The sequence below is a fragment of the Variovorax sp. GW821-FHT10C12 genome (assembly GCF_059415405.1).
The window spans coordinates 2,067,027-2,090,655 of record NZ_JBWKNE010000001.1 but is presented as its reverse complement, the minus strand read 5'-3'; the positions used below and the strand labels follow the sequence as shown (position 1 = coordinate 2,090,655).

Sequence of the window (23,629 nt, the reverse complement as noted above, 5' to 3'; positions counted from 1 at the left end):
TAAGAAGGGTGCCGAACTGGCGCCCACAAAAAATCCCGCCGCGGCGGGATTTTTTTCGTCCGGGATTCGGGGAAATCGAATCAGTCGCTGGCGTTGGCCATGGCCGCAGCCTTGACCTCGTCGCCCTGGCCGCTGAGCACGCGGCGGGCGCCGTCGAAGCGGCGCTGCCAGTAGCTGCCGTTCATGTCTTCGACACGGACCTGGGCGCCGGAGCGGGGGGAGTGGATGAACTTGCCTTCGCCGACGTAGATGCCGACGTGGCTGAAGGTGCGGCGCATGGTGTTGAAGAACACGAGGTCGCCGGGCTTGAGCTGGCTGCGGTCGATCTTCTCGGTGGCGGCGGCCTGCTCTTCGGCGCGGCGCGGGAGCACGTGGCCCACCGTCTGGTTGTACATGGCGCGGACGAAGCCGCTGCAGTCGAAGCCGGATTCGGCGGTGTTGCCGCCGCGGCGGTAGGGGACGCCGAGGAAACCGATGGCGGTCACGACGAGGTCGGACGTGCGCTCTGCGACGGTCTGGCGAACCTGATGGAACTGGCCGACCAGGCCGCGTTCGGCAAGGATTCGGTCCATCTCATCCGATCGATCCTGTTGAGGGGGGGCGGCGTGGACAGCCACGGCGAACAGGAGGGATACGGGTAGGACGAAAAAACGCATGGCGCGTAGGATATTGATGACGCGCAGTTATGTCAATTTAATCTGAATTGTTGAATGCGTTCGTAAGTCATTGATTTGCATGTGTTTTTTCGATCCGTCGGAAGAAAAAATGTAACGGTGAACGTTTATGCGGCATAAGGATTCGAATGTAAACGTCTCGGTCGATATGACTTTGTGGTCTTAAAAGTCGACATGTGCGTTCCATTTGTTGTCAAGATGGCCTCAAATTCAGGAAATCTTCATGAACTTGCGAAATTTCTCCTTTCGTCGCTCCCTGGGAAGCCTCGTGGTGCTCGCGGGTTACGGCCTGGCTGGCGCGGCCATGGCGCAAGTGCGTGCCGAAACCGTCGCTTCCGGTCTTGAGAGCCCCTGGGGCGTCGCCTTCCTGCCGGAAGGCCGTTTCGTGGTCACCGAGAAGCCCGGCCGCCTGCGGCTGGTGGCTGCCGACGGCAAGCTGGGCGCGCCGATCCAGGGCCTGCCGCCCGTCGCGGCGGGCGGGCAGGGCGGGCTGCTCGACGTGCTGGCCGACAGCGGCTTCGCGCAGAACCGCACCCTGTACTTCTGCTATTCGGAACCCGAGGCGGGCGGCGGATCTGCCAACAGCACCGCGCTCGCACGCGCCCGCCTGTCGGCCGACGGCACGGCGCTGGAGGCGCTGAAGGTCATCTTCAGCCAGAAGCCGAAGGTCGCGAGCCGCGCGCACTTCGGCTGCCGCATCGTCGAGGCCCGCGACGGCAACCTGTTCTTCACGCTCGGCGACCGCTTCAGCCGCAAGGACGACGCGCAGACGCTCGACAACCACCACGGCAAGGTGGTGCGCATCGCCAAGGACGGCAGCGTGCCGAAAGACAACCCCTTCGTCGGCAAGCCGGGGGCGCTGCCCGAGATCTGGAGCTACGGCCATCGCAACAGCCAGGGCGCGACGCTCGCGCCCGACGGCCGCTTCTGGATGACGGAGCACGGCCCGCAGGGCGGCGACGAGATCAACATCCCGCGTGCCGGCGTCAACCACGGCTGGCCGGTGATCACTTATGGCGAGAACTACGGCGGCGGCAAGATCGGCGAGGGCATCACCCGCAAGGACGGCATGGCGCAGCCGCTGCATTACTGGGTGCCGTCGATCGCGCCTTCGGGCATGGCCTTCCTCACCAGCGACCGCTACGGCGCCGGCTGGAAGGGCAACCTGTTCGTGGGCTCGCTGAAGTTTGGCTATCTCGACCGCATCGAACTGAAGGACGACAAGGTGGTTGTCGAGCACAAGCTGCTGGCCGACGGGCGGGCCCGCATCCGCGACGTGAAGCAGGGGCCGGACGGCCTGCTCTACGTGCTCACCGACGAGTCCGACGGCAAGCTGCTGCGCCTGCGGCCGAACTGACCGACGCCTCAGCCCGGGCAGCCCGGCAGCGGCAGCGTCGGCAGCAGGCGGCGCCAGAGCCGCCGCCACTCGGGCCAGTCGTGCCCGCCTTCGGTCGTGACCACGCGCTCCGCCGGCAACGCACCGGCCAGCAGCCGGTGGCTGAAGGCGAAGCGGTCGTCGAGCGCGTAGCCCAGGTACAGCGGCGGCCGGTCGCCGAATGTGCGGGTGTGGCCGACGTAGCCGCGCAGCCATTGCCATAGCTGCGTGTCGCTGGGCGTGCGTGGGTCGCTGCCGGGTGGTGCTTCGAGCGGGCCGCGCCAGTGCGACAGGCCGCCGGCATTGGCGATGTCCTGGCTCAGCACGCGTTCGCCCAGGTAGGGCGCCAGCACGACCAGGCCGGCGAGGTCGCCGGGGTGCGTCTGGGCATACAGCAGTCCGCCGAAACCGCCGACCGAGATGCCTGCGATCCAGATCGCCTTGTAGCCCTGGCGGCGCGCCGGTGCGATCACGTCCCGATCCAGCCGGTCGAGGATGGTCTTGTTGCGGTAGTAGCCCATGTGGGCATCGACGCGCAGGGTGTCGACCGCGAGCCGGCTCTCGTTCAGCGCGTCGATGAAGCCTTCGCGCACGAACTCCTCGGGCGCCGAGTAGGCGCCGGGCAGCAGCACGATCAGCGTGTCGGCGCTGCGGGTGCAACTGCTCTTTTCCAGTGTGGTGGCCAGCGGCGCCTCGGCGGCGCGCAACCCGCCGCAGCCGGCGAGCAGCAGCAGCGAGGCGGTGCCGAGGAGCAGGGCGAGGCGGCGGCGCAGGAGTGGCAAGGTCTGCATCCGCCGGAGTCTAGGCGCGCGACAGCGGAACCGGCAGGTCGACCATCACGGGTTGCCCCGGCACGGTGCAGCCGGTGTCGCAGCACTTGCCGGGCTGGCGGTTCTTCGTGATGGCGCGGTGCGGGTCGTGCGGCGCGGCGGCCGGCGTGCCGTCGGCTGCGATGCCGCGCTCGAGCAGCCGCTCCACCAGCTCGACCTTCGAGCCGACCGGGTAGTTGCGCCAGATCTCCTGCTTCATCGCCGCCGGCGAGCCGCCGCCATGCAAGCTGATCACGCTGTACCAGCCGCCCTGATAGCCGGCCGTCAGGTCTTCGATGAAGCGGGCCGTCTCGATGCGCTGCTCGTAGGGAATGGCGGGGTTGGCGCGCAGCACGTCGGACAGCCGCGCCGCGGTCTCGGGGTTGTGGTCCTCGTCCGGGCCGGGCAGGGTGACGATGAGCCCGCCGCTCACGTAGTGGGCGATGCGGTGCATGTCGTAGATCTTGGTGGCCAGCAGCAGCTTGCCGATGTTGCTGAACACCGGGTCGGGCATGAAGACCTCGCAATGGTCGTCGGCCTTGCCGTAGACGCTGGCCGCCACGCCGCAGGCAAAGAAGCTCTCGGTGATGGTGATGAGCTCGACCATCTGCTCGCGCAGGTGGCTTTCCTTGCCGGGGTCGAATCCGTTGGCCTCGCACATCAGCGCGCCGGCGCCGATCAGCAGGTCGCCGAAACCGGCGCGGGCCGCGATGCAGCTGTGGCGGTGGTGCGTGGCGTAGCTGTAGGTCAGGTGGCCCGAATGCTCCCATTCGTCGGCGTAGAACACGCGCTCCCACGGCACGAACACGCGGTCGAACATGCACACGCCGGTGCTCTGGCCGTACTTGCGGCTGAACAGGGCGTCGCCGTGCTCGAGCTTCTCGCCGGGCCGCCCGGCCGGCCGCGCGACGATGGTGAGGCCGGGCGCATCGAGCGGCACGGCGCAGCAGACGGCGAAGTCGGCGTCTTCCTTGCCCATGTTGCGGCAGGGCATGACCAGCAGTTCGTGTACGTACGGCGCGCCGGTCACGATGGCCTTGGTGCCCGAGATGACGATACCGCGCGCGTTGCGCTCGACCACGTGCAGGTAGCTGTCGACGTTCGCCTGCTCGTGTGGCCGGCGGCTGCGGTCGCCTTTGGCGTCGGTCATGGCGACGCCCAGGGTCAGGTCCTGGTCCTGGATGCGGTGCAGGTAGTCGTGAAAGCGCGCGGTGTGCTCGGTGCTGCCGCGTGCGTCGTCGATGCGCGCCGACACCTGGGCGATGGCGTTGAGCGCGTCGTGTGTCAGGTAGCGCTGGGCGCAGCCGGTTTCCTGGCAGACCAGCCGCACGGCCTCGAGCTTGTTGAGCAGGTCGCCCGAACTCGTGTTGATGTGCGAGAGCCGGTTCACCCGCTTGCCACTGGTGTGCTGCACGGCGGTCATGAGCGGCGCGTACTCGGACTTCAGCGCGTGGTCGTAGGTGAGGGCGATGGCGTTGATGCCGGGCTGGAAGGCGGGCTCGTCGGCCACGCTGGCGACGCGGCGGCCGTCGACGAACACGGTGGGCGTGTAGCGGCGCAGCGATTCACGGTAGTCGGCGCCGGACATGAGGAGGGCGTCGGAAGGCGGGGCATTCATGCGTGTTGTCTCCAGGGGCTCGTGGGGATTTTTTGGACCGTTGTCGCGAAGATTTAAACACTGTTCAATTTTTAGATCAATGTTCGAAAAAATGATCGGTGACCAGGTCGAGGGCTATAGTCCCAACGATGCACGCCAAGCTCCAACGCCGCCAGACCCTCACCGACGCCCGCCGCGCCCTGGTGCTCGACGCCGCCCGAACGGTGTTCGCCGAGGCGGGCATCGAGGGCGCGAGCATCCGTGAAATCGCGAAGAAAGCCGGCTACACGCCGGGCGCCATCTATTCGTATTTCGAGAGCAAGGAGGCGATCTACGCGGCCTTGCTCGACGAGTCGCTGCTGCGCCTGCAGGCCGCGGTGGCCGAGGTGGCGGTGTCCGAGCGCCGGCCCGACCAGACCCTGGCCACCAAGGCCCAGGCCTGGTTCGATTTCTATGCGGCGAACCCGCGCGATCTCGACCTCGGCTTTTATCTGGTGCATGGCATGCGGCCCCGGGGACTGACGCACGCGCTCGACCACGAACTGAACGACCGCCTCTACGACGCCTTGCGCCCCTGCGAGGAAGCGCTCCTGGCCTTGGGCCTCGATGCCGACCTCGCGCAGCAGGAGAACACGGCGCTGTTCGCGCACGGCGTCGGCCTGCTGCTGATGCAGCACACGGGGCGCATCCGCATGTTCAGGCAGTCGGCGGATGCGCTGTTCAAGACCTACCTTGCGCAGCTGGTGCAGCGATCTTCCCCGGTAGCAACGGCGGACGATCCCGCGAAACCCTCTCTTTTCGGTGGTACGGTTCAGTCCAGTTCAACCGATACCTGAAAGAAGAAGTCCATGCTGCTCGACGCCACGCAATCCCAACTCGTCCTGGTCGATTACCAGGCGCGGCTGATGCCGGCGATCTTCGAGGGCGAGGCGGCGGCGCGCAATGCGGCGCGCCTGGGCCGGATGGCGCAGTGGGTCGACGTGCCGGTCTGGGGCACCGAGCAGAACCCGTCCAAGCTGGGCGAGAACCTGCCCGAGATCCGCGCCTTCTGCCGCAAGACGCTGGCCAAGATGCATTTCAGCGGCGTGGAAGAGGGGCTCGGCGAATGGCTGCGTCCGCCCGCGAAGGCCGCGCCGCAGGGCAATGCCCGCAGCCTGCCCAAGCACCTGCAGAAGCCCCCGGCCGCGGCCGAAGAGCGCAACACCATCGTGATCGCCGGCTGCGAAGCCCATGTCTGCCTGCTGCAGACTGCGCTCGACCTGCTCGAGGACGAGTTCGACGTGTGGGTCGTCACCGACGCCTGCAGCTCGCGCACCGAGCGCAACCGCGACGCCGCTTTCGACCGGCTGGCCGGCGCGGGCGCCGAGCTCGTGACCACCGAGATGGTCGGCTTCGAGTGGCTGCGCACCGCCGAGCACCCGGCATTTCGCGACCTGCAGGCGCTGATTCGCTGACTTACTGACTCACTGAATTGCTGTTGAAGGGCGGCCCGGCAAGGGTGCCGCCCGGATTGCCGCGGCTGTCAGCTTCCCGCAAGATCGGTCCCCATAATTATGAATTCAGTTTCGGCATCGAGCCTGAAACGGAGCCCATACAACAGGAGACAGATCCCGATGAGCCGCTATGAAGAGTTCTACCGCCAGTCCGTCGACGCGCCCGAGGCCTTCTGGGCCGAGCAAGCCAAGCTGATCGACTGGCACACGCCCGCGCAGCAGATCCTCGACGCCAGCCAGCCGCCGTTCGCGCGCTGGTTCGTCGGCGGCACCACCAACCTGTGCCACAACGCCGTCGACCGGCACCTGGCCGATCGGGGCGACCAGCCGGCGCTGATCTTCGTGTCGACCGAAACCGGCGTCGAAACAAGCTACAGCTTCGCCGAGCTGCACGCCGAGGTGCAGCGCACCGCCGCCAGCCTCGTCGAACTGGGCGTGGGCAAGGGCGACCGCGTGCTCATCTACATGCCGATGATTCCCGAGGCCGCCTTCGCGATGCTGGCCTGCGCGCGCATCGGCGCCATCCACTGCGTGGTGTTCGGCGGCTTCGCCAGCGGCTCGCTGGCCACCCGCATCGAGGACGCCGAGCCCAAGGTGGTCGTGAGTGCCGATGCGGGCTCGCGCGGCGGCAAGGTCATTGCGTACAAGCCGCTGCTCGACGAAGCCATCCGCCTGTCGAAGCACAAGCCCGAGGCCGTGCTGCTGACCGACCGGGGCCTGGCGCCGATGACGCTGGTGGCCGGCCGCGACCATCTGGCGGGCGACCTGAGGCAAAAGCACCTGGATGCGCGGGTGCCCTGCACCTGGCTCGAATCGACCGAGATCAGCTACACCATCTATACCAGCGGCACCACCGGCAAGCCCAAGGGCGTGCAGCGCGACGTGGGCGGCTACGCCGTGGCGCTGGCCGCGAGCATGAAGCACATCTTCGACGGCCGGCCCGGCGAAACCTACTTTTCGACCAGCGACATCGGCTGGGTCGTGGGGCACAGCTACATCGTCTACGGTCCGCTGATCGCGGGCATGGCCACCATCATGTACGAGGGCCTGCCCACGCAGGGCATCGACCAGCAGCCCGACGGCGGCATCTGGTGGCGCCTGGTCGAGAAGTACAAGGTGACCGTGATGTTCAGCGCGCCCACCGCCGTGCGCGTGCTCAAGAAACAAGACCCGGCGCTGCTCAAGAAGTACGACCTGTCGACCCTGCGCGCGCTGTTCCTGGCGGGCGAGCCGTTGGACGAACCGACCGCGCGCTGGATCAGCGACGGCCTGGGCGTGCCGATCATCGACAACTACTGGCAGACCGAGTCGGGATGGCCGATGATCACCATCGCCAACGGCGTGGAAGCCAAGCCCAGCAAGTTCGGCAGCCCCGGCGTGCCGATGTACGGCTACCGCATCAAGATCCTGCACGAGTCGACCGGCGAGGAGCTCACCGGCGCGAACGAGAAGGGCGTGGTCGTGGTCGAGGGGCCGACGCCGCCCGGCTTCATGCAGACCGTGTGGAAGGACGACGCGCGCTTCGTCAACACCTATTGGAAGAGCGTGCCGGGCAAGATGGTCTATTCGACCTTCGACTGGGGCATCCGCGATGCCGACGGTTATTTCTACATCCTGGGCCGCACCGACGACGTGATCAATGTCGCCGGCCACCGGCTGGGCACGCGCGAGATCGAGGAGAGCATCTCGGGCCATGCCAACGTGGCCGAGGTGGCGGTGGTCGGCGTGGCCGACACGCTCAAGGGGCAGGTGGCGATGGCCTTCGTCGTGCCGAAGGACGGCCTGGCTGTGACCGATGCCGACGCGGCGCTCCAGCTCGAGGGCGAGATCATGAAGGTCGTGGCCGACCAGCTCGGCGCCCTGGCGCGGCCCGCGCGCGTGCGCTTCGTGAGCGGCCTGCCCAAGACCCGCAGCGGCAAGCTGCTGCGCCGGGCGATCCAGGCCGTGTGCGAGCAGCGCGACCCGGGCGACCTGACCACCATCGACGACCCGGCCACGCTGCAACAGATCAAACAGTTACTGTCCGCCACCTGACCGCGGGCGCGAATCGGGGTAGGGTTGCGGGCCTTGCGCAGCCGCGTTCTGTCGTCATATGGTTGACGTGGCACAATGCCAAGGTACTCAGGCCCTTCCCCAGCCACAGTCGCATCCGCCAATCGGTCCAGCCGTGTCGCGGAAGGTTTCTTAACCAACTCGTGCTTCCTCCAGGGAAGCGAAGGTCAGCGGATCATGAGCGATTCCTCTACGCCCACGGCGTACACCGCCTATCAAGGCAACACCTACCTCTTCGGCGGCAATGCGCCCTATGTCGAGGAGATGTACGAAAACTACCTCGCCAACCCCGGCAGCGTTCCCGACAACTGGCGCACGTATTTCGACGCCCTGCAGAACGTTCCCGCCGCCGACGGCACCAGCGCCCGCGACGTCCCCCACCTGCCGGTCATCAACGCTTTTGCCGAACTGGCCAAGCAGGGCACGACCCGTGTCGTGCAGGCCAGCGGCGCCGACTCCGAGCTCGGCCGCAAGCGCACGGCAGTCCAGCAGCTGATTGCCGCCTACCGCAACGTTGGCGCCCGCTGGGCCGACCTCGACCCGCTCAAGCGCGCCGAGCGTCCCGCCATCCCGGAACTCGAGCCCTCGTTCTACGGCTTTGCCGACGCCGACCTCGAGACGGTGTTCAACACCAGCAACACTTTCTTCGGCAAAGAGACCATGTCGCTGCGCGACCTGCTCAATGCCCTGCGTGAAACGTACTGCGGCACGATGGGTGCCGAGTACATGTACACCACCGACCAGAACCACAAGCGCTGGTGGCAGCAGAAGCTCGAAAGCGCCCGCACGAACCCGAAGCTCAGCGCCGAGCAGAAGAAGCACGTGCTGAACCGCTTGACGGCCGCCGAAGGCCTCGAGCGCTTCCTGCACACCAAGTACGTCGGCCAGAAGCGCTTCTCGCTCGAAGGCGGCGAAAGCTTCATCGTCGCGATGGACGAGCTGATCAACCAGGCCGGCGTCAAGGGCGTGCAGGAAATCGTGATCGGCATGGCCCACCGCGGCCGCCTGAACGTGCTCGTGAACTCGCTGGGCAAGATGCCCGCCGACCTGTTCGCCGAGTTCGACCACACCGCCCCCGAAGACCTGCCCTCCGGCGACGTCAAGTACCACCAGGGCTTCAGCTCGGACGTGACCACCCCCGGCGGCCCGGTCCACCTGAGCCTGGCGTTCAACCCCTCGCACCTGGAAATCGTGAACCCCGTGGTCGAAGGCTCGGTGCGCGCCCGCATGGACCGCCGCGGCGACCCGCTGGGCAAGCAGGTGCTGCCCGTGATCGTGCACGGCGACGCCGCCTTCGCAGGCCAGGGCGTCGTGATGGAAACGCTGGCACTGGCCGAGACCCGTGGCTACTCCACCGGCGGCACGGTGCACATCGTCATCAACAACCAGATCGGCTTCACCACCAGCGACCCGCGCGACAGCCGCTCGACGCTGTACTGCTCGGACATCGTCAAGATGATCGAAGCGCCGGTGCTGCACGTGAACGGCGACGATCCCGAAGCCGTGGTGCTCGCCACCCAGTTCGCTCTTGATTTCCGCATGGAATTCCAGAAGGACGTGGTCGTCGACATCATCTGCTTCCGCAAGCTGGGCCACAACGAGCAGGACACGCCGTCGCTCACCCAGCCGCTGATGTACAAGAAGATCGCGGCCCACCCCGGCACGCGCAAGCTGTACGCCGACAAGCTGGCCGCGCAAGGCCTGGGCGACACGCTGGGCGACGACATGGTCAAGGCGCAGCGCGCCGCCTTCGACGAAGGCAAGAACACCGTCGACCCCGTGCTCACCAACTTCAAGAGCAAGTACGCCGTCGACTGGAGCCCGTACCTCAACAAGAAGTGGACCGACGCCGGCGACACCGCCATTCCCTCCGCCGAGTGGAAGCGCCTGGCCGAACGCATCACCAAGGCACCCGAGAACTTCACCGTGCACCCGCTCGTGAAGAAGGTGCTGGACGACCGCGCCGCCATGGGCCGTGGCGACGTGAACGTCGACTGGGGCATGGGCGAGCACATGGCCTTCGCTTCGCTGGTAGCCAGCGGCTACCCGGTGCGCCTGTCGGGTGAAGACTCGGGCCGCGGCACGTTCACGCACCGCCACGCCGTGCTGCACGACCAGAACCGCGAGAAGTTCGACACCGGCACCTACACGCCGCTGCAGAACGTGGCCGAGAACCAGGCCCCGTTCGTCGTCATCGACTCGATCCTGTCCGAAGAAGCCGTGCTGGCCTTCGAATACGGCTACGCCTCGAACGACCCCAACACGCTCGTCATCTGGGAAGCCCAGTTCGGCGACTTCGTGAACGGCGCGCAAGTGGTGATCGACCAGTTCATCGCTTCGGGCGAAGTGAAGTGGGGCCGCGTCAACGGCATCACGATGATGCTGCCGCACGGCTACGAAGGCCAGGGCCCCGAGCACAGCTCGGCCCGCCTGGAGCGCTTCATGCAGCTGAGCGCCGACACCAACATGCAGGTGGTGCAGCCCACCACGGCCAGCCAGATCTTCCACATCCTGCGCCGCCAGATGGTGCGCAACCTGCGCAAGCCGCTGATCATCCTCACGCCCAAGTCGCTGCTGCGCAACAAGGACGCGACCTCGCCGCTGTCCGAGTTCACCAAGGGCAGCTTCCAGACCGTCATTCCCGACAGCAGGGGTCTGAAGGCCGAGAAGGTCAAGCGTCTGATCGCCTGCTCGGGCAAGGTCTACTACGACCTGGCCAAGAAGCGCGAAGAGCAGGGCAGCGACGACGTGGCGATCATCCGCGTCGAGCAGCTCTACCCGTTCCCGCACAAGGCGTTCGCCGCCGAGGTCAAGAAGTACCCCAACCTCGTGGACATCGTCTGGTGCCAGGACGAGCCGCAGAACCAGGGCGCCTGGTTCTTCGTGCAGCACTACATCCACGAAAACATGCAGGAAGGCCAGAAGCTCGGCTACTCCGGCCGTGCCGCCTCGGCATCGCCGGCCGTCGGCTACTCGCACCTGCACCAGGAACAGCAGAAGGCGCTGGTCGATGGCGCATTTGGCAAGCTCAAGGGCTTCGTGCTGACCAAGTAAGAACCGTCCCTTTTCACACGAACACCCTCAAGAACAAAACGGAGCTCACTCCAAATGTCTATCGTAGAAGTCAAAGTCCCCCAGCTTTCCGAATCCGTGGCCGAGGCCACCATGCTCACGTGGAAGAAGAAAGCCGGCGAAGCCGTCGCCGTCGATGAAATCCTGATCGAGATCGAAACCGACAAGGTCGTGCTCGAAGTGCCCGCGCCTTCGGCCGGCGTGCTGGTCGAGATCGTTCAGCCCGACGGCGCCACCGTGGTGGCCGAGCAGCTGATCGCCAAGATCGACACCGACGGCAAGGCCACCGCCGCAGCGCCTGCTGCTGCAGCTGCACCGGCCGCTGCTGCCCCCGCAGCGGCAGCCGCCGCCACCGGTGGTTCGAAGGCCGACGTGGCCATGCCCGCCGCCGCCAAGCTGCTGGCCGACAACAACCTGAAGACCAGCGACGTGGCCGGCACGGGCAAGGACGGCCGCGTGACCAAGGGCGACGTGCTCGGCGCCGTGGCTGCCGGCGCCAAGCCTGCCGCCACCATCGCTGCACCGGCTGCCAAGCCCGCGCTGCAACAGGTCGCAGCGCCTGCTGCGCCTGACCTGGGCGAGCGCCCTGAACAGCGCGTGCCGATGAGCCGCCTGCGCGCCCGCATCGCTGAGCGCCTGATCCAGTCGCAATCGACCAACGCCATCCTGACCACTTTCAACGAAGTGAACATGGCCCCGGTCATGGACCTGCGCAAGAAGTTCCAGGACGCGTTCACCAAGGAACACGGCGTGAAGCTCGGCTTCATGAGCTTCTTCGTGAAGGCGGCAGTGCACGCGCTGAAGAAGTACCCGGTGCTCAACGCCTCGGTCGACGGCAACGACATCCTGTACCACGGCTACTTCGACATCGGCATCGCCGTCGGTTCGCCGCGCGGCCTGGTGGTGCCCATCCTGCGCAATGCCGACCAGATGAGCTTCGCCGACATCGAGAAGAAGATCGCCGAGTACGGCAAGAAGGCGCAAGACGGCAAGCTGGGCATCGAAGAGATGACCGGCGGCACGTTCTCGATCTCGAACGGCGGCACCTTCGGCTCGATGCTCTCGACCCCGATCATCAACCCGCCCCAGTCGGCCATCCTGGGCGTGCACGCCACCAAGGACCGCGCCGTGGTCGAAAACGGCCAGATCGTCGTTCGCCCGATGAACTACCTCGCTATGAGCTACGACCACCGCATCATCGACGGCCGCGAAGCCGTGCTGGGCCTGGTCGCCATGAAGGAAGCGCTGGAAGATCCGTCGCGCCTGCTGTTCGACATCTGATCCGGGGAGCAAGAACCAGATGGCAAACAAGCAATTCGACGTCGTCGTCATCGGCGGCGGTCCTGGCGGCTACATCGCAGCGATCCGCGCTGCGCAGCTCGGCTTCAACGTGGCCTGCATCGACGAGTGGAAGAACGGCAAGGGCGGCCCCGCACCGGGCGGCACCTGCACCAACGTCGGCTGCATCCCCTCGAAGGCGCTGCTGCAATCGTCGGAGCACTTCGAGCAGGCCGGTCACCACTTCGCGGATCACGGCATCAAGGTCGAAGGCCTCGGCCTGGACATCGACAAGATGCTGGCCCGCAAGGACCAGGTCGTGAAGCAGAACAACGACGGCATCCTGTACCTGTTCAAGAAGAACAAGATCAGCTTCTTCCATGGCCGCGGTTCGTTCGTGAAGACCGACGAAACCGGCTACGAGATCAAGGTGGCAGGCGCTGCTGAAGAATCGATCAGCGGCAAGCACATCATCCTGGCCACGGGCTCCAACGCCCGCGCGCTGCCGGGCACGCCGTTCGACGAGGAGAACATCCTCTCGAACGACGGCGCGCTGCGCATCGGCGCGGTGCCCAAGAAGCTGGGCCTGATCGGCTCGGGCGTCATCGGCCTCGAAATGGGCTCGGTGTGGCGCCGCCTCGGTGCCGAGGTCACGGTGCTCGAAGCACTGCCGACCTTCCTGGGCGCCGTCGACGAGCAGATCGCCAAAGAAGCCAAGAAGGCCTTCGACAAGCAGAAGCTGAAGATCGAACTCGGCGTGAAGGTCGGCGAGATCAAGTCGTCGAAGAAGGGCGTGAGCGTCGCCTGGACCAATGCCAAGGGCGAAGCCCAGACGCTGGAAGTCGACAAGCTGATCGTCTCGATCGGCCGCGTGCCCAACACCATCGGCCTGAACGCCGAAGCCGTGGGCCTGAAGCTGGACGAGCGCGGCGCCATCGCCGTGGACGACGACTGCAAGACCAGCCTGCCCAACGTGTGGGCCATCGGCGACGTGGTGCGCGGCCCGATGCTGGCGCACAAGGCCGAGGAAGAAGGCGTGGCCGTGGCGGAGCGCATCGCGGGCCAGCACGGCCACGTGAACTTCAACACCGTGCCGTGGGTGATCTACACCAGCCCCGAGATCGCGTGGGTCGGCCAGACCGAGCAGCAGCTCAAGGCCGCGGGCCGCGCCTACAAGGCCGGCACCTTCCCGTTCCTGGCGAACGGCCGCGCACGCGCGCTGGGCGACACGACCGGCATGGTCAAGTTCCTGGCCGATGCCACCACCGACGAGATCCTGGGCGTGCACATCGTGGGCCCGCAGGCCAGCGAGCTGATCTCCGAAGCCGTCGTGGCGATGGAGTTCAAGGCCAGTGCCGAAGACATCGCGCGCATCTGCCATGCGCACCCGTCGCTGTCGGAAGCCACCAAGGAAGCGGCCCTGGCCGTGGACAAGCGCACGCTCAACTTCTGATCTCCGGTTCTTGAGCGAACCCGGCCCCGATCGACCCTCGCGGGGCGGTCGGGGCTCTCCATTTTTGAAGCGATCCGATCCCTTGAGCGTCAAACAGGCTTACGAAGCGGAACTCGCGGCACGCGGGTTCAAGAGCGATCCCGCACAACTGGCGGCCGTCGAGGCGCTCGACCGCTGCGCCACCGAATGGGGCGAGTACAAGGCCCGGCGCTCCAATGCGCTGAAGAAGCTCATCAACCGGCCGGAGCTGCCGCGCGGCGTCTACATGTACGGCGGCGTGGGACGCGGCAAGAGCTTCCTGATGGACCTGTTCTTCAACGCCGTGCCGCTGCGGCGCAAGACGCGCCTGCACTTCCACGAGTTCATGCGCGAGGTGCACCGCGAACTGCGTGACCTGCAGGGCACTGTGAACCCGCTCGACGAGCTGGGGTTGCGCATTTCCAAGCGCTACAAGCTGATCTGCTTCGACGAGTTCCACGTCGCGGACATCACCGACGCGATGATCCTGCACCGGCTGCTCGTGTCGCTGTTCGACAACGGCGTGGGCTTTGTCACCACCTCGAACTTCAAGCCCGACGATCTGTACCCGGGCGGCCTGCACCGCGATCGCATCCTGCCCGCCATTGCACTGCTCAACCAGAAGCTCGAAGTGCTGAGCGTGGACAACGGCACCGACTACCGGCGCCGCACGCTGGAGCAACTGCGCATGTACCTCACGCCGAACGACGCGGCGGCTGAGAAGGAAATGCGCCACGCCTTCGACAAGCTGGCCGAGACGGCCGACGAGAACCCGATCCTGCACATCGAGCAGCGCGAGATCCGCGCGCTGCGCAAGGCCGGCGGTGTGGTGTGGTTCGACTTCAAGACGCTGTGCGGCGGTCCGCGCTCGCAGAATGACTACCTGGAAATCGCGAGCCAGTTCCACACCGTGCTGCTGTCCGACGTGCCGCACATGCCGGTGCGCATGGCCTCGGAAGCACGCCGTTTCACCTGGCTGGTCGACGTCTTGTACGACCGGCGCTGCAAGCTCATCATGTCGGCCGAGGTTCCGCCCGAGGCGTTGTACACCGAGGGCCCGCTGGCGCACGAGTTTCCGCGCACGGTGTCCCGGCTCACCGAAATGCAGTCGAGCGAATTCCTCGCCCTCGAACGCCGCATCGTCGACACCCGACTCACATGAAAAAAACCGCTCTTGCCCTGTTCCTGGCCTTGGCCAGCCTGCCGCTGTGGGCCCAGTCCAATGCGGCGGCGGGCAGCGCCGACCTCGAAGCCGAACGCAGCCGCCTGGCCACCGAGCGCGAGGCCATCGAGTCGCGCTACGCCAAGGAGCGCGCGGCCTGCTACAAGAAGTTCGCGGTCGAAGACTGCCTGCGCGAAAGCCGCAGCCGTCGTCGTAAGGAAACCGATCACATCAAGCGGCAGGAAACCGCAATCAACGACATCCAGCGCCAGCGCAGCGGCGCGGCCGAGCTGCAGAAGCTCGACCAGAAGGCTGCCACCCAGCGCCCACAGGATTCGCGCGAGCAGCGCGAGAAGTCGCAGCAGGATCAGAAAGAGCGCGAGCAGCGCGCCGCCGACCACGCAGCGAGCCGTGCTGCGACGGCGGCCGATGCGGACGCGCGCCAGCGCCAGTTCGAGAACAAGCAGAAGGCCCATGCCGACGAGCAGGCCAAGGCGGCGCAGCGCCGCGCCGACGCACCGGCCGTGAGCACGCGCTTCGAAGACAAGCAGAAGCGGGCGGCGGAACACCGCGCCAGCCGTGAACGCCAGAACGCCGAGCGGACCAAGCCGCGCGGCGCGCCGTTGCCAGCACCGGCGCCCTGAAAGAGAGGCGGGGCGCTCAGGCCGCCGCAGGCAGCGGGTCGAGCTTGAGCACCGCGATCGAGATGTTGTCGCCCGTGCCGCGCGCACGGCGCCGGGCCTCTCCCACCAAGATTTCCACCGCATCGCGCGGTGGCTGCGCGTAGAGCACGCTGGCCAGTTCCTCGGGCGAGAAGTAGTGCCAGAGCCCGTCGCTGCAGGCCATCAGCAGGTCGCCCGGCTGCAGCTTGGCAATGTGGTGCGGATCGACGGGCGGTGGCGTGGTCGTCATGCCCAGGCAGCCCAGCAGGATGTTGCCCTGCGGATGGATGTTGGCCTCGGCCTCGCTGATCTGGCCGCGATCGACCAGCGCCTGCACATACGAATGGTCGCGCGTGCGCTTGACCAGCGCGCCGTCGTTGAAGTGATAGATGCGCGAGTCGCCCGCGTGGATCCAGGCGCAGCCGCCCTTGGGGGTCATCAGGAAGGCGGCCAGCGTGCTGTGCGGCTCCTGCTCGCTCGACAGCGCGGTGAGCTTGATCACCGTGTGGGCGTCTTCGAGCAGCTGGCGCAGCACGACGGCGGGGTCGTCGCGCTCGGGGCTGTAGCGGGTGAAGAGCTGGCGCGCGGTCATGAGCACCTGGTCGGACGCCTTGCGCCCGCCGCTGCGCCCGCCCATGCCGTCGGCGATGACGCCGAGCACGCAGCCCGGCGTGCGGGGGTGGCTCATCAACAGCACCTGGTCCTGCTGGTAGGGGCGATCCCCCTTGTGGAGGCCGGTGGCGGCGGCGAGTCGAAAGCCTTGGGTCATGAGCGCTGGGGCGCCAGAGGCGCGCTTTCTGTCTTCTCTGGGGTTCGTGTCAGGACGTATTATCGAATGAACACGCGCGGCCCCATGCGGCACGCGCACCCCCACCGTTGGACTCCAATCTTCATTCCCTTTCCCGTCAGCTGATCGAGCTGCGCATCGCGCATGCCGACCTCGACGCGACCATCGACCGGCTCTCGGAAGACGGTGTGCCGCAGGACGAACTGCTGATGCGCCGCCTGAAAAAGCGCCGCCTCGCCCTGCGCGACCAGATCGCCCAGCTCGAGAACGCGCTCGACCCGAAAGAGCCGGCGTGACGTCGCCGCTCGAAAACCAGGTGCGCGACGCGTTCGCGCAGGACGGGGTGCTGTCGCAGGCCGCCGAGCAGTTCCGCGAACGCGGCGGCCAGACCGAGATGGCGATGGCCGTGGCCCGCACCATCTCCGACGGCGGCATGCTCGTGGTCGAGGCCGGCACGGGCGTGGGCAAGACTTTCTCGTACCTCGTGCCCGCATTGCTGAGCGGCGAGCGCGTGCTGCTCTCGACCGCCACCAAGACCCTGCAGGACCAGCTGTTCGGGCGCGACCTGCCACGCCTCGTCGAGGCCTTCGCGCTGCCGATACGCACGGCGCTGCTGAAAGGGCGGGGCAGCTACCTGTGCCTGCACCGGCTCGACATGGCGCGCCACGACGCCTCGCTGCCCGAGCGCGGCAGCCTGCGCACGCTGGCGAAGATCGAGCAGTGGTCGAAAGCCACGCGCACCGGCGACCTCGCCGAACTGCCGGGGCTCGACGAGCGTTCGCCGCTGATCCCGCTGATCACTTCCACGCGCGAGAACTGCCTGGGCGCGCAATGCCCGCAGTTCAAGGCCTGCCACGTCAACCTGGCGCGGCGCGAGGCGCTGGCGGCCGACATCGTGGTCATCAACCACCACCTGTTCTTTGCCGACCTCGCGGTGCGCGAGACCGGCATGGCCGAGTTGCTGCCGACCGTGAGCGTCGTCGTGTTCGACGAGGCGCACCAGCTCAACGAGACCGGCGTGCAGTTCCTGGGCGCGCAGCTCGGCAGCGGGCAGGCGCTCGACTTCGCGCGCGACATGCTCGGCGCCGGCCTGCAGCATGCGCGCGGGCTGGTCGACTGGCAGCAGCTGGTGGCGGGCGTCGAACGTGCGGCGCGCGAACTGCGCCTGGTGGTCGGCAAGCAATGGCCGGGCGCCAAGCTGCGCTGGATCGGTCCCGCCCCCGAGGGCGTGAATGCCGAGGCCTGGCAGGGCGCGCTCGACGACCTGCAGGACGCCTTCGTGCTGGCTGCCGACGGGCTGGACACGGTGAGCGAGATCTCGCCCGACTTCGTGCGCCTGCACGAGCGCGCACGCCAGCTCGCCAAGCGCACCGCGCGTTTCGCGCAGCCGTGCGAGCTCGATTCCGTGCGCTGGGTTGATGTCGGCACGCAGCTGCGGCTGATCGAGTCGCCGCTCGACATCGCCGATGCGATGCGCAAGCGGGTGCTCAAGCTGACCGACGAGCCTGTGGAGTCCGACCTGCCCTACGGCGATGACGACGAAGACCCCGAGCACGGCGCCGTCCCGCCGCCACCGCAGGAAGACAGCCGCCGCGCCTGGGTCTTCACCTCCGCCACGCTGGGCGACGACCCGACGCTGCGCTGGTTCACCGAACCCTGCGGTCTGCGCGATGCCGAAGTGCTGCGCGTGCAAAGCCCCTTCGACTACGCCTCGCAGGCGGCGATCTACGTGCCACGGGCCTTTCCGAAGCCTAACGATCCCACGCACAGCCAGCAGGTGGCCAAGCTGGCCGCGCACGGCGCCGCCGAGCTCGGCGGGCGCACGCTGGTGCTGACCACCACGCTGCGCGCGCTGCGCACCATCGGTGACGCGATGCGCCAGCAGTTCGAACTGCTCCAGACAGAAGCGCGGCCCGAGGTGCTGGTGCAGGGCGAGCTGCCCAAGCGCGTGCTCATGGACCGCTTTCGCGAAGGCGCGAGCAACGGGCGCGCGGGCTGCGTGCTGGTGGCGTCGGCCTCGTTCTGGGAAGGCTTCGATGCACCGGGCGACGCGCTGCAGTTCGTGGTCATCGACAAGCTGCCGTTCCCGCCGCCCAACGACCCGCTGGTGGAGGCCCGCTCGCAGCGGCTCGAAGCGCAGGGACGCAGCTCGTTCAGCGATTACTCGCTGCCCGAGGCGGCCGTGGCATTGAAACAGGGGGCGGGGCGCCTCATTCGCCGTGAAACCGACAGCGGCGTGCTCGCGATCTGCGACACGCGCCTCGTGGCGATGGGCTATGGCCGGCGGCTGCTGGCGGCGTTGCCGCCGATGCGCCGGCTGGAAACCGAAGCGGATTTCGAGAGCGCGATCGACGCGCTCAGGAAACCTTATTGATATCTACCGTGGGGCGCTGGATTACCAGAGCTTCCACCAAGGGTCGCTGCTGCCCTTGAAGCCGTTCGCCAGGTAGGTGCTCTTCGGGTAGTTGGTGGTCAGCACGCGTTGCGCGTCGTCGCGCAGGTCCTTCATGCCGAGCGCGTCGTACGACTTCACCATGATGTACAGGGCTTCTTCGAGCGCCGGCACTTCGCGGTAGTCGGACAGCGCGATCTGCGCCCGGTTGATGGCCGCCAGGTAGGCGCCACGCGAGTAGTAATAGCGCGCCACGTGAACTTCGTACTGCGCGAGCGAGTTCACGATGTAGTTCATGCGCTGGCGCGCGTCGGGCGCATAGCGCGATTCGGGGAAGCGCGTCACGAGCTCGCGGAAGGATTCGAACGATTCCTTGGCCGCCTTTTGGTCGCGCTCGGACAGGTCCTGGCGCGTCAGGAACGCGAACATGCCCAGGTCGTCGTTGAAGTTGATCACGCCCTTCAGGTAGAGCGCGTAGTCGAACGCCGGGCTGGCCGGGTGCAGCTTCATGAAGCGGTCGAGCGTGGCGATGGCGTTGGCCTTTTCGCCGGCCTTGTGCTGGGCGTAGGCCTTTTCGAGCTGGGCCTGCTGGGCCAGCGGCGTGCCGGCGGCACGGCCTTCGAGCTTCTCGTACAGCGGCACCGCCTTGTCGTAGGCGCCGGAGCCGACTTCGTCCTTGGCTTCCGAGTAGATGCGGTTGGGGCTCCAGTTCGCGGTCTTGTCTTCCTTGGTGGTGGAACCGCAACCGGCGACGAGAAGGGCCGCCGCGCTGAGCGCGATCCAGGCAGGGACCGATAATTTGGCGCGAAACATCACATACGGCTTTCGTGAAACAGTTGCCCTCAATTATATCGACCGACCCCCTGACCGATCCCCCGGAAGGGCCTGAACCTGAAGAGGGTGCCGATCTCGCGGAGCCCAGCGAGCTGCGGCCCTTCGCCATCGAGCAGGCGCAGCACGGCCAGCGGCTCGACCGCGCATTGGCTGTGCTGGTGCCCGAGTTTTCGCGCAGTTACCTTCAGCAACTCATTGAGGCCGGCGCCGTCGAGCTGCAAGGGCGCACGCTCACCAAGGTTTCTGCCACGGTGCGCGTCGGCCAGTCGGGGCGCATCGAACTGCGGCCCACGCCCCAAAGCCAGGCCTTCCGGCCCGAGGCGATGGACCTGGTCACCGTCCACGAAGACGAACACCTGCGAATCATCGACAAACCCGCCGGCCTGGTGGTGCATCCGGCGCCGGGTCACTGGAGCGGCACGCTGCTGAACGGGCTGCTGGCGCTCGACCCGAAGGCCGTGCTGCTGCCGCGCGCGGGCATCGTGCACCGTCTCGATCGCGACACCAGCGGCCTGATGGTCGTGGCGCGCACGCGGGCCGCGATGGACGCCATGGTGGCGCTGATCGCCGCGCGCGACGTGAAGCGCCAGTACCTGGCGATGGGACACAAGGCCTGGGAAGGCGCGGCGGCCCGGCAGGTCGATGCGCCGATCGGCCGCGATCCGCGCAACCGGCTGCGCATGGCCGTGGTCGACCTGGAGCGCCACGCGGGCAAGACCGCGCGCACGTTGATCGAGCGGCTCGACAGCCACACCGAAGGGTGCGCGGTGCGCTGCACGCTCGAAACCGGTCGCACCCACCAGATCCGCGTGCACATGGCATCGATCGGTCATCCGCTGGTCGGCGACGCGCTGTATGGCGGTGCGCCGGCGGCAGGCCTGTCGCGGCAGGCGCTGCATGCGTTCCGGCTGGCTTTCGTGCATCCCGTCACGCAGCAGGCGATGGAGTTCCGTTCGCCGCCCCCGCCCGATCTGGCCCAGGCTTTGCAGACCTGGGGGCTGGATTACAATCGCGCCTGACGGCCCGAGGGCCGCGCCGGCCACCCGAGGCCGGCCTTGCGTTGCACTCGCCGCGTGCCGGCAACGCCTACCCCTTCCATCCATCTGAACAAGCGTCGCCAGGCGCCTTTTTCCGGATAACGCGAACCATGAATACGGCGGATGCCAAGCGCATTCTCGAAACCGCCTTGATCTGTTCGAGCCAGCCGCTGCCGGTGCGCGACATGCGCGTGCTGTTTGACGACGAGCTGGGCGTGGACACGATCAAGGTGCTGTTGCTCGAACTGCAGGAAGACTGGGCGCAACGCGGCCTTGAGCTGGTGAGCGTCGGCAGCGGCTGGCGTTTCCAGAGCCGGCCCGAGATGCGCGATGCCCTCGATCGCCTGCATCCCGAGAAACCGCCGCGTTACACGCGCGCCGCGCTCGAGACGCTGGCCATCATTGCCTACCGGCAGCCGGCCACGCGCGGCGACATGGAAGACATCCGCGGCGTCACGATCAACTCGCTGATCCTGAAGCAGCTCGAAGACCGCGGCTGGGTCGAGGTGATCGGTCACCGCGAAACGGTCGGCCGGCCCGCGCTCTACGCGACCACCCGCCAGTTCCTCGACGACCTGGGCCTGGCCTCGCTCGACCAACTGCCGCTGGTCGAAACACCCGCGCAGCAGGCGGCACTGGTTGATGCACTGCAGCAGGCCTCGGGCGACCAGCCGGGGCTGCCGATCGACGTCGACGCGGCGGAAGAGTTGGTTGCGGAATCTGCAGAGGTTGCAGTGCCTGCGGTCGAAGAGGGCGTGCAGCCCGAACTCGCCATGGTCGATGTGCCGCCCGAGTCGGCGGAGCTGGCCGAGGTCGTTTCGACCGATGCGGCGGAATTTGCCGAAGAGGTGGTGGCGATCACCGAGGGCGACGAAGCCGTCGAGCCTGTAGACGAAGCGCCGTCGGCGTCCGAGCCAGAAACCGGCGAGCTGCCCGCCGAACCCGAAGTGGCCGCCGCGCCCGAAGAACCCGAATCCGACGTCCCGTCCCCCGCAGCGGACGAGACCGACCCCCACGACCCCCCCGCTGTTTCTCCCGGAAAAACCCCATGAGCTCATCCGACACCGACGACGCAGCGATGCTGCCGGTCGAACCCGAAGTCAAGAAGCGGAAGCGGGCCGCCACGCCCAAGAAGGTGACGGAAGTTGCTGTTGAATCCGTCGCTGCGCCCGCAGAGCCGGCAGGGGCCGAGGCCGAGGAGGCGCCGAAGAAGCCGCGTGCACCCCGCAAGAAGAAGGTGGTCGAGGCTCCGGCTGCCGATGAGCAATTGGCGAGCGCGGCGGAAGTCGCTCCTGCGGCCGAAGCCCCCGCGACGGTGGAGCCCGATGTGGTCCCCGTGGTTGCTGCGCCAGCGGCGACCGAGGAAAGCGAGCCAGCACCGATCGAAGCACCGCGTCCTCAGGCGTCCGATGAGGACGAGGACGACGACCGTGGGGATGACGAAGACGACGAGGAAGACGAGCCCGACGAAGAGGAGGACGACCTCGACCGTGCTCGCCGCGCCGCCGAGCGCGAGCAGCGCAACGCGCCGCCGACCGAGCCGATCCGCTTTGCCGACGTCATTTCTGGCCAGTTCGACGCGGACGAAGAAAGCCCCGAGGTGCCGCCGCTCAAGCGCGTGCTGCTGCCCGAAGCCGATTCGCCCAAGCTGCACAAGGTGCTGGCGCAGGCCGGGCTCGGTTCGCGCCTCGAGATGGAGCAGCTGATCCTGCAGGGCCGCATCTCGGTCAACAACGAGCCGGCTCACATCGGCCAGCGCATCCAGTACGGCGACCAGGTCAAGATCAACGGCAAGCCGATCCGCTACCGCATCGCACCGCCGCCGCCGCGCGTGATCGCGTACCACAAGCCGGTGGGCGAAGTCGTCACGCACGACGATCCGCAGAACCGCCCGACGGTGTTCCGCAAGCTGCCGCGTCTGCAGCAAGGCAAGTGGCAGTCGGTGGGCCGGCTCGACCTGAACACCGAAGGCCTGCTGCTGTTCAGCAGCTCCGGCGACCTGGCCAACCAGCTCATGCACCCGCGCTTCGGCCTGGAGCGTGAGTACGCGGTGCGCGTGTTGGGCGCGCTCACCAGCGAAGAAAAGAAGAAACTGCTCGAGGGCGTGCGCCTGGACGACGGCATGGCGCAGTTCGGCACCATCGAAGACGGTGGCGGCGAGGGTTCCAACTGCTGGTACCGCGTGACCATTTCCGAAGGCCGCAACCGTGAGGTGCGTCGCCTGTTCGAGTCGGTGGGCCATGCGGTCAGCCGGCTCATCCGCATCCGCTACGGCGCGATGGTGCTGCCGCGCGGTCTCAAGCGCGGTGCCTGGATGGAACTCGACGAGCGCGATATTCAAGCGCTGTTCCAGGCCTCGGGCGGCGCGCAGGCGCGACCGGCTCCGCAGCAGCAGCGTGGCCCCGGTGGTCCTGAGGGCGGGGGGCGCAACGGTCGAAACAAGAAGCGCCGTGGCAACAACAACAACCGCAATAACAATGGTGGCATGGGGGGCGGTCAGCCGCGTGAAGCACGCGGCGAAGCGCCGATCCCGAGCCCGCTGGGCGACGGCCGTCCGCCGCGCGGCGAGCGCGGAGGACGCGGTGGTCCGAACCGGGGCGGCGGCAACGGCGGTCCGCCGCAACAGGGGCGTCGCGGCAACGCGGGTCCCGGCAACCGTCAGGGCGGCCAGGGGCAAGGGCAGGGCGGCGGCAACCGGGCCGCGGGTGGTGGTGGCGGCGGCGCGAACCAGCCCGATCCGATGAAGACCTCGCTCGGCTACATCGGTGCCGACAGTTTCTCGCGCCAGCGCAAGGAACAGCGCGGCGGCCCGGGACGTCGCGGCGGTGGTGGCGGCGGTTCGCAAGGCGGTGGCGGCTTCGGCGGTCCGGCCGGCAGTCGCCGTCGCGGACGCTGAAAGCCAGCCGTCGGAGCGCGGCCTTTCGCGGGGTTTTC

19 protein-coding genes are annotated in these 23,629 nt (G+C 67.3%); 14 read left to right on the top strand and 5 right to left on the bottom strand.

Features of this window, described 5'->3' with window-relative positions:
• Positions 1 to 80: 80 nt before the first annotated feature.
• Positions 81 to 656, bottom strand: a complete 576-nt coding sequence (locus tag AC07OH_RS10045) for a C40 family peptidase (RefSeq protein ID WP_489058409.1) — start codon at positions 654 to 656, stop codon at positions 81 to 83.
• A 322-nt stretch (positions 657 to 978) separates the two neighbouring features.
• Here AC07OH_RS10045 and AC07OH_RS10040 point away from each other — a divergent pair, with 322 nt between their 5' ends.
• On the top strand, positions 979 to 2,031 hold the full coding sequence (locus tag AC07OH_RS10040; RefSeq protein ID WP_495300972.1) for a PQQ-dependent sugar dehydrogenase: 1,053 nt from the start codon (positions 979 to 981) through the stop codon (positions 2,029 to 2,031).
• Between the two features lie 8 nt (positions 2,032 to 2,039).
• Here AC07OH_RS10040 and AC07OH_RS10035 read toward each other — a convergent pair whose 3' ends face one another.
• Both AC07OH_RS10035 and AC07OH_RS10030 read right to left on the bottom strand, forming a co-directional pair.
• A complete protein-coding gene (locus AC07OH_RS10035; protein WP_495300496.1) occupies positions 2,040 to 2,840 on the bottom strand; it encodes an alpha/beta hydrolase in 801 nt (266 codons plus the stop codon).
• A 10-nt stretch (positions 2,841 to 2,850) separates the two neighbouring features.
• Positions 2,851 to 4,476, bottom strand: coding sequence for a 4-hydroxyphenylacetate 3-hydroxylase family protein (locus AC07OH_RS10030; protein ID WP_495300495.1), 1,626 nt, complete (start codon positions 4,474 to 4,476; stop codon positions 2,851 to 2,853).
• A gap of 128 nt (positions 4,477 to 4,604) precedes the next feature.
• Between AC07OH_RS10030 and AC07OH_RS10025 the strand changes: the two genes are divergently transcribed.
• From AC07OH_RS10025 to AC07OH_RS09990, 8 genes are all read left to right on the top strand, one after another.
• Positions 4,605 to 5,291, top strand: a complete 687-nt coding sequence (locus tag AC07OH_RS10025; RefSeq protein ID WP_495300494.1) for a TetR/AcrR family transcriptional regulator — start codon at positions 4,605 to 4,607, stop codon at positions 5,289 to 5,291.
• Positions 5,292 to 5,303: 12 nt separating this feature from the next.
• Positions 5,304 to 5,909: an isochorismatase family protein gene (locus AC07OH_RS10020; protein ID WP_495300493.1), complete on the top strand. Its 606-nt coding sequence runs from the start codon at positions 5,304 to 5,306 to the stop codon at positions 5,907 to 5,909.
• A gap of 99 nt (positions 5,910 to 6,008) precedes the next feature.
• Positions 6,009 to 7,982 carry a propionate--CoA ligase gene (locus AC07OH_RS10015; RefSeq protein ID WP_495300492.1) on the top strand — a complete coding sequence of 658 codons (1,974 nt, stop codon included), beginning with the start codon at positions 6,009 to 6,011 and terminating at the stop codon, positions 7,980 to 7,982.
• A 195-nt stretch (positions 7,983 to 8,177) separates the two neighbouring features.
• Entirely contained in the window at positions 8,178 to 11,054 is a 2,877-nt protein-coding gene (locus tag AC07OH_RS10010; RefSeq protein WP_495300491.1) for a 2-oxoglutarate dehydrogenase E1 component, read from the top strand.
• A 54-nt stretch (positions 11,055 to 11,108) separates the two neighbouring features.
• A complete protein-coding gene (gene odhB, locus AC07OH_RS10005) occupies positions 11,109 to 12,353 on the top strand; it encodes a 2-oxoglutarate dehydrogenase complex dihydrolipoyllysine-residue succinyltransferase (RefSeq protein ID WP_495300490.1) in 1,245 nt (414 codons plus the stop codon).
• Positions 12,354 to 12,372: 19 nt separating this feature from the next.
• Positions 12,373 to 13,803, top strand: coding sequence for a dihydrolipoyl dehydrogenase (gene lpdA, locus AC07OH_RS10000; RefSeq protein ID WP_495300489.1), 1,431 nt, complete (start codon positions 12,373 to 12,375; stop codon positions 13,801 to 13,803).
• Positions 13,804 to 13,885: 82 nt separating this feature from the next.
• Complete coding sequence (gene zapE, locus AC07OH_RS09995; protein ID WP_492684040.1) at positions 13,886 to 14,983, top strand: cell division protein ZapE; 1,098 nt, start codon at positions 13,886 to 13,888, stop codon at positions 14,981 to 14,983.
• The gene (locus AC07OH_RS09990; protein WP_495300488.1) at positions 14,980 to 15,627 is read left to right on the top strand and encodes a hypothetical protein; all 648 of its coding nucleotides are present in this window, start codon (positions 14,980 to 14,982) and stop codon (positions 15,625 to 15,627) included. The genes zapE and AC07OH_RS09990 overlap by 4 nt, the downstream gene beginning before the upstream one ends.
• A 16-nt stretch (positions 15,628 to 15,643) precedes the next feature.
• Here the strand turns inward: AC07OH_RS09990 and AC07OH_RS09985 are convergent, their stop codons facing one another.
• Positions 15,644 to 16,414 carry a PP2C family protein-serine/threonine phosphatase gene (locus AC07OH_RS09985; RefSeq protein WP_495300487.1) on the bottom strand — a complete coding sequence of 257 codons (771 nt, stop codon included), beginning with the start codon at positions 16,412 to 16,414 and terminating at the stop codon, positions 15,644 to 15,646.
• Positions 16,415 to 16,521: 107 nt separating this feature from the next.
• On the opposite strand from AC07OH_RS09985, the gene AC07OH_RS09980 reads away from it, so the two are divergent.
• Both AC07OH_RS09980 and yoaA read left to right on the top strand, forming a co-directional pair.
• The gene (locus AC07OH_RS09980; RefSeq protein WP_095745658.1) at positions 16,522 to 16,728 is read left to right on the top strand and encodes an HP1242/YdcH family protein; all 207 of its coding nucleotides are present in this window, start codon (positions 16,522 to 16,524) and stop codon (positions 16,726 to 16,728) included.
• A complete protein-coding gene (gene yoaA, locus AC07OH_RS09975; RefSeq protein ID WP_495300486.1) occupies positions 16,725 to 18,806 on the top strand; it encodes a DNA repair helicase YoaA in 2,082 nt (693 codons plus the stop codon). The genes AC07OH_RS09980 and yoaA overlap by 4 nt, the downstream gene beginning before the upstream one ends.
• A 21-nt stretch (positions 18,807 to 18,827) precedes the next feature.
• Here the strand turns inward: yoaA and AC07OH_RS09970 are convergent, their stop codons facing one another.
• Entirely contained in the window at positions 18,828 to 19,637 is an 810-nt protein-coding gene (locus AC07OH_RS09970; RefSeq protein ID WP_489058398.1) for an outer membrane protein assembly factor BamD, read from the bottom strand.
• Positions 19,638 to 19,660: 23 nt separating this feature from the next.
• On the opposite strand from AC07OH_RS09970, the gene AC07OH_RS09965 reads away from it, so the two are divergent.
• The 3 genes from AC07OH_RS09965 to AC07OH_RS09955 all read left to right on the top strand — a co-directional run bounded on the left by AC07OH_RS09965 (position 19,661) and on the right by AC07OH_RS09955 (position 23,591).
• On the top strand, positions 19,661 to 20,677 hold the full coding sequence (locus tag AC07OH_RS09965; protein ID WP_495300971.1) for an RluA family pseudouridine synthase: 1,017 nt from the start codon (positions 19,661 to 19,663) through the stop codon (positions 20,675 to 20,677).
• Between the two features lie 128 nt (positions 20,678 to 20,805).
• Positions 20,806 to 21,747 carry an SMC-Scp complex subunit ScpB gene (gene scpB, locus AC07OH_RS09960; RefSeq protein ID WP_495300485.1) on the top strand — a complete coding sequence of 314 codons (942 nt, stop codon included), beginning with the start codon at positions 20,806 to 20,808 and terminating at the stop codon, positions 21,745 to 21,747.
• Positions 21,744 to 23,591 (top strand): pseudouridine synthase, encoded by a 1,848-nt coding sequence (locus AC07OH_RS09955; RefSeq protein WP_495300484.1) that lies wholly within the window; start codon positions 21,744 to 21,746, stop codon positions 23,589 to 23,591. The genes scpB and AC07OH_RS09955 overlap by 4 nt, the downstream gene beginning before the upstream one ends.
• Positions 23,592 to 23,629 lie beyond the last annotated feature (38 nt).

Coding starts and splice junctions, on each gene's coding strand:
- AC07OH_RS10045 (WP_489058409.1), bottom strand. CDS start 656: ATGCGTTTTTTCGTCCTACCCGTATCCCTCCTGTTCGCCGTGGCTGTC.
- AC07OH_RS10040 (WP_495300972.1), top strand. CDS start 979: ATGGCGCAAGTGCGTGCCGAAACCGTCGCTTCCGGTCTTGAGAGCCCC.
- AC07OH_RS10035 (WP_495300496.1), bottom strand. CDS start 2,840: ATGCAGACCTTGCCACTCCTGCGCCGCCGCCTCGCCCTGCTCCTCGGC.
- AC07OH_RS10030 (WP_495300495.1), bottom strand. CDS start 4,476: ATGAATGCCCCGCCTTCCGACGCCCTCCTCATGTCCGGCGCCGACTAC.
- AC07OH_RS10025 (WP_495300494.1), top strand. CDS start 4,605: ATGCACGCCAAGCTCCAACGCCGCCAGACCCTCACCGACGCCCGCCGC.
- AC07OH_RS10020 (WP_495300493.1), top strand. CDS start 5,304: ATGCTGCTCGACGCCACGCAATCCCAACTCGTCCTGGTCGATTACCAG.
- AC07OH_RS10015 (WP_495300492.1), top strand. CDS start 6,009: ATGAATTCAGTTTCGGCATCGAGCCTGAAACGGAGCCCATACAACAGG.
- AC07OH_RS10010 (WP_495300491.1), top strand. CDS start 8,178: ATGAGCGATTCCTCTACGCCCACGGCGTACACCGCCTATCAAGGCAAC.
- odhB (WP_495300490.1), top strand. CDS start 11,109: ATGTCTATCGTAGAAGTCAAAGTCCCCCAGCTTTCCGAATCCGTGGCC.
- lpdA (WP_495300489.1), top strand. CDS start 12,373: ATGGCAAACAAGCAATTCGACGTCGTCGTCATCGGCGGCGGTCCTGGC.
- AC07OH_RS09990 (WP_495300488.1), top strand. CDS start 14,980: ATGAAAAAAACCGCTCTTGCCCTGTTCCTGGCCTTGGCCAGCCTGCCG.
- AC07OH_RS09985 (WP_495300487.1), bottom strand. CDS start 16,414: ATGACCCAAGGCTTTCGACTCGCCGCCGCCACCGGCCTCCACAAGGGG.
- AC07OH_RS09970 (WP_489058398.1), bottom strand. CDS start 19,637: ATGTTTCGCGCCAAATTATCGGTCCCTGCCTGGATCGCGCTCAGCGCG.
- scpB (WP_495300485.1), top strand. CDS start 20,806: ATGAATACGGCGGATGCCAAGCGCATTCTCGAAACCGCCTTGATCTGT.
- AC07OH_RS09955 (WP_495300484.1), top strand. CDS start 21,744: ATGAGCTCATCCGACACCGACGACGCAGCGATGCTGCCGGTCGAACCC.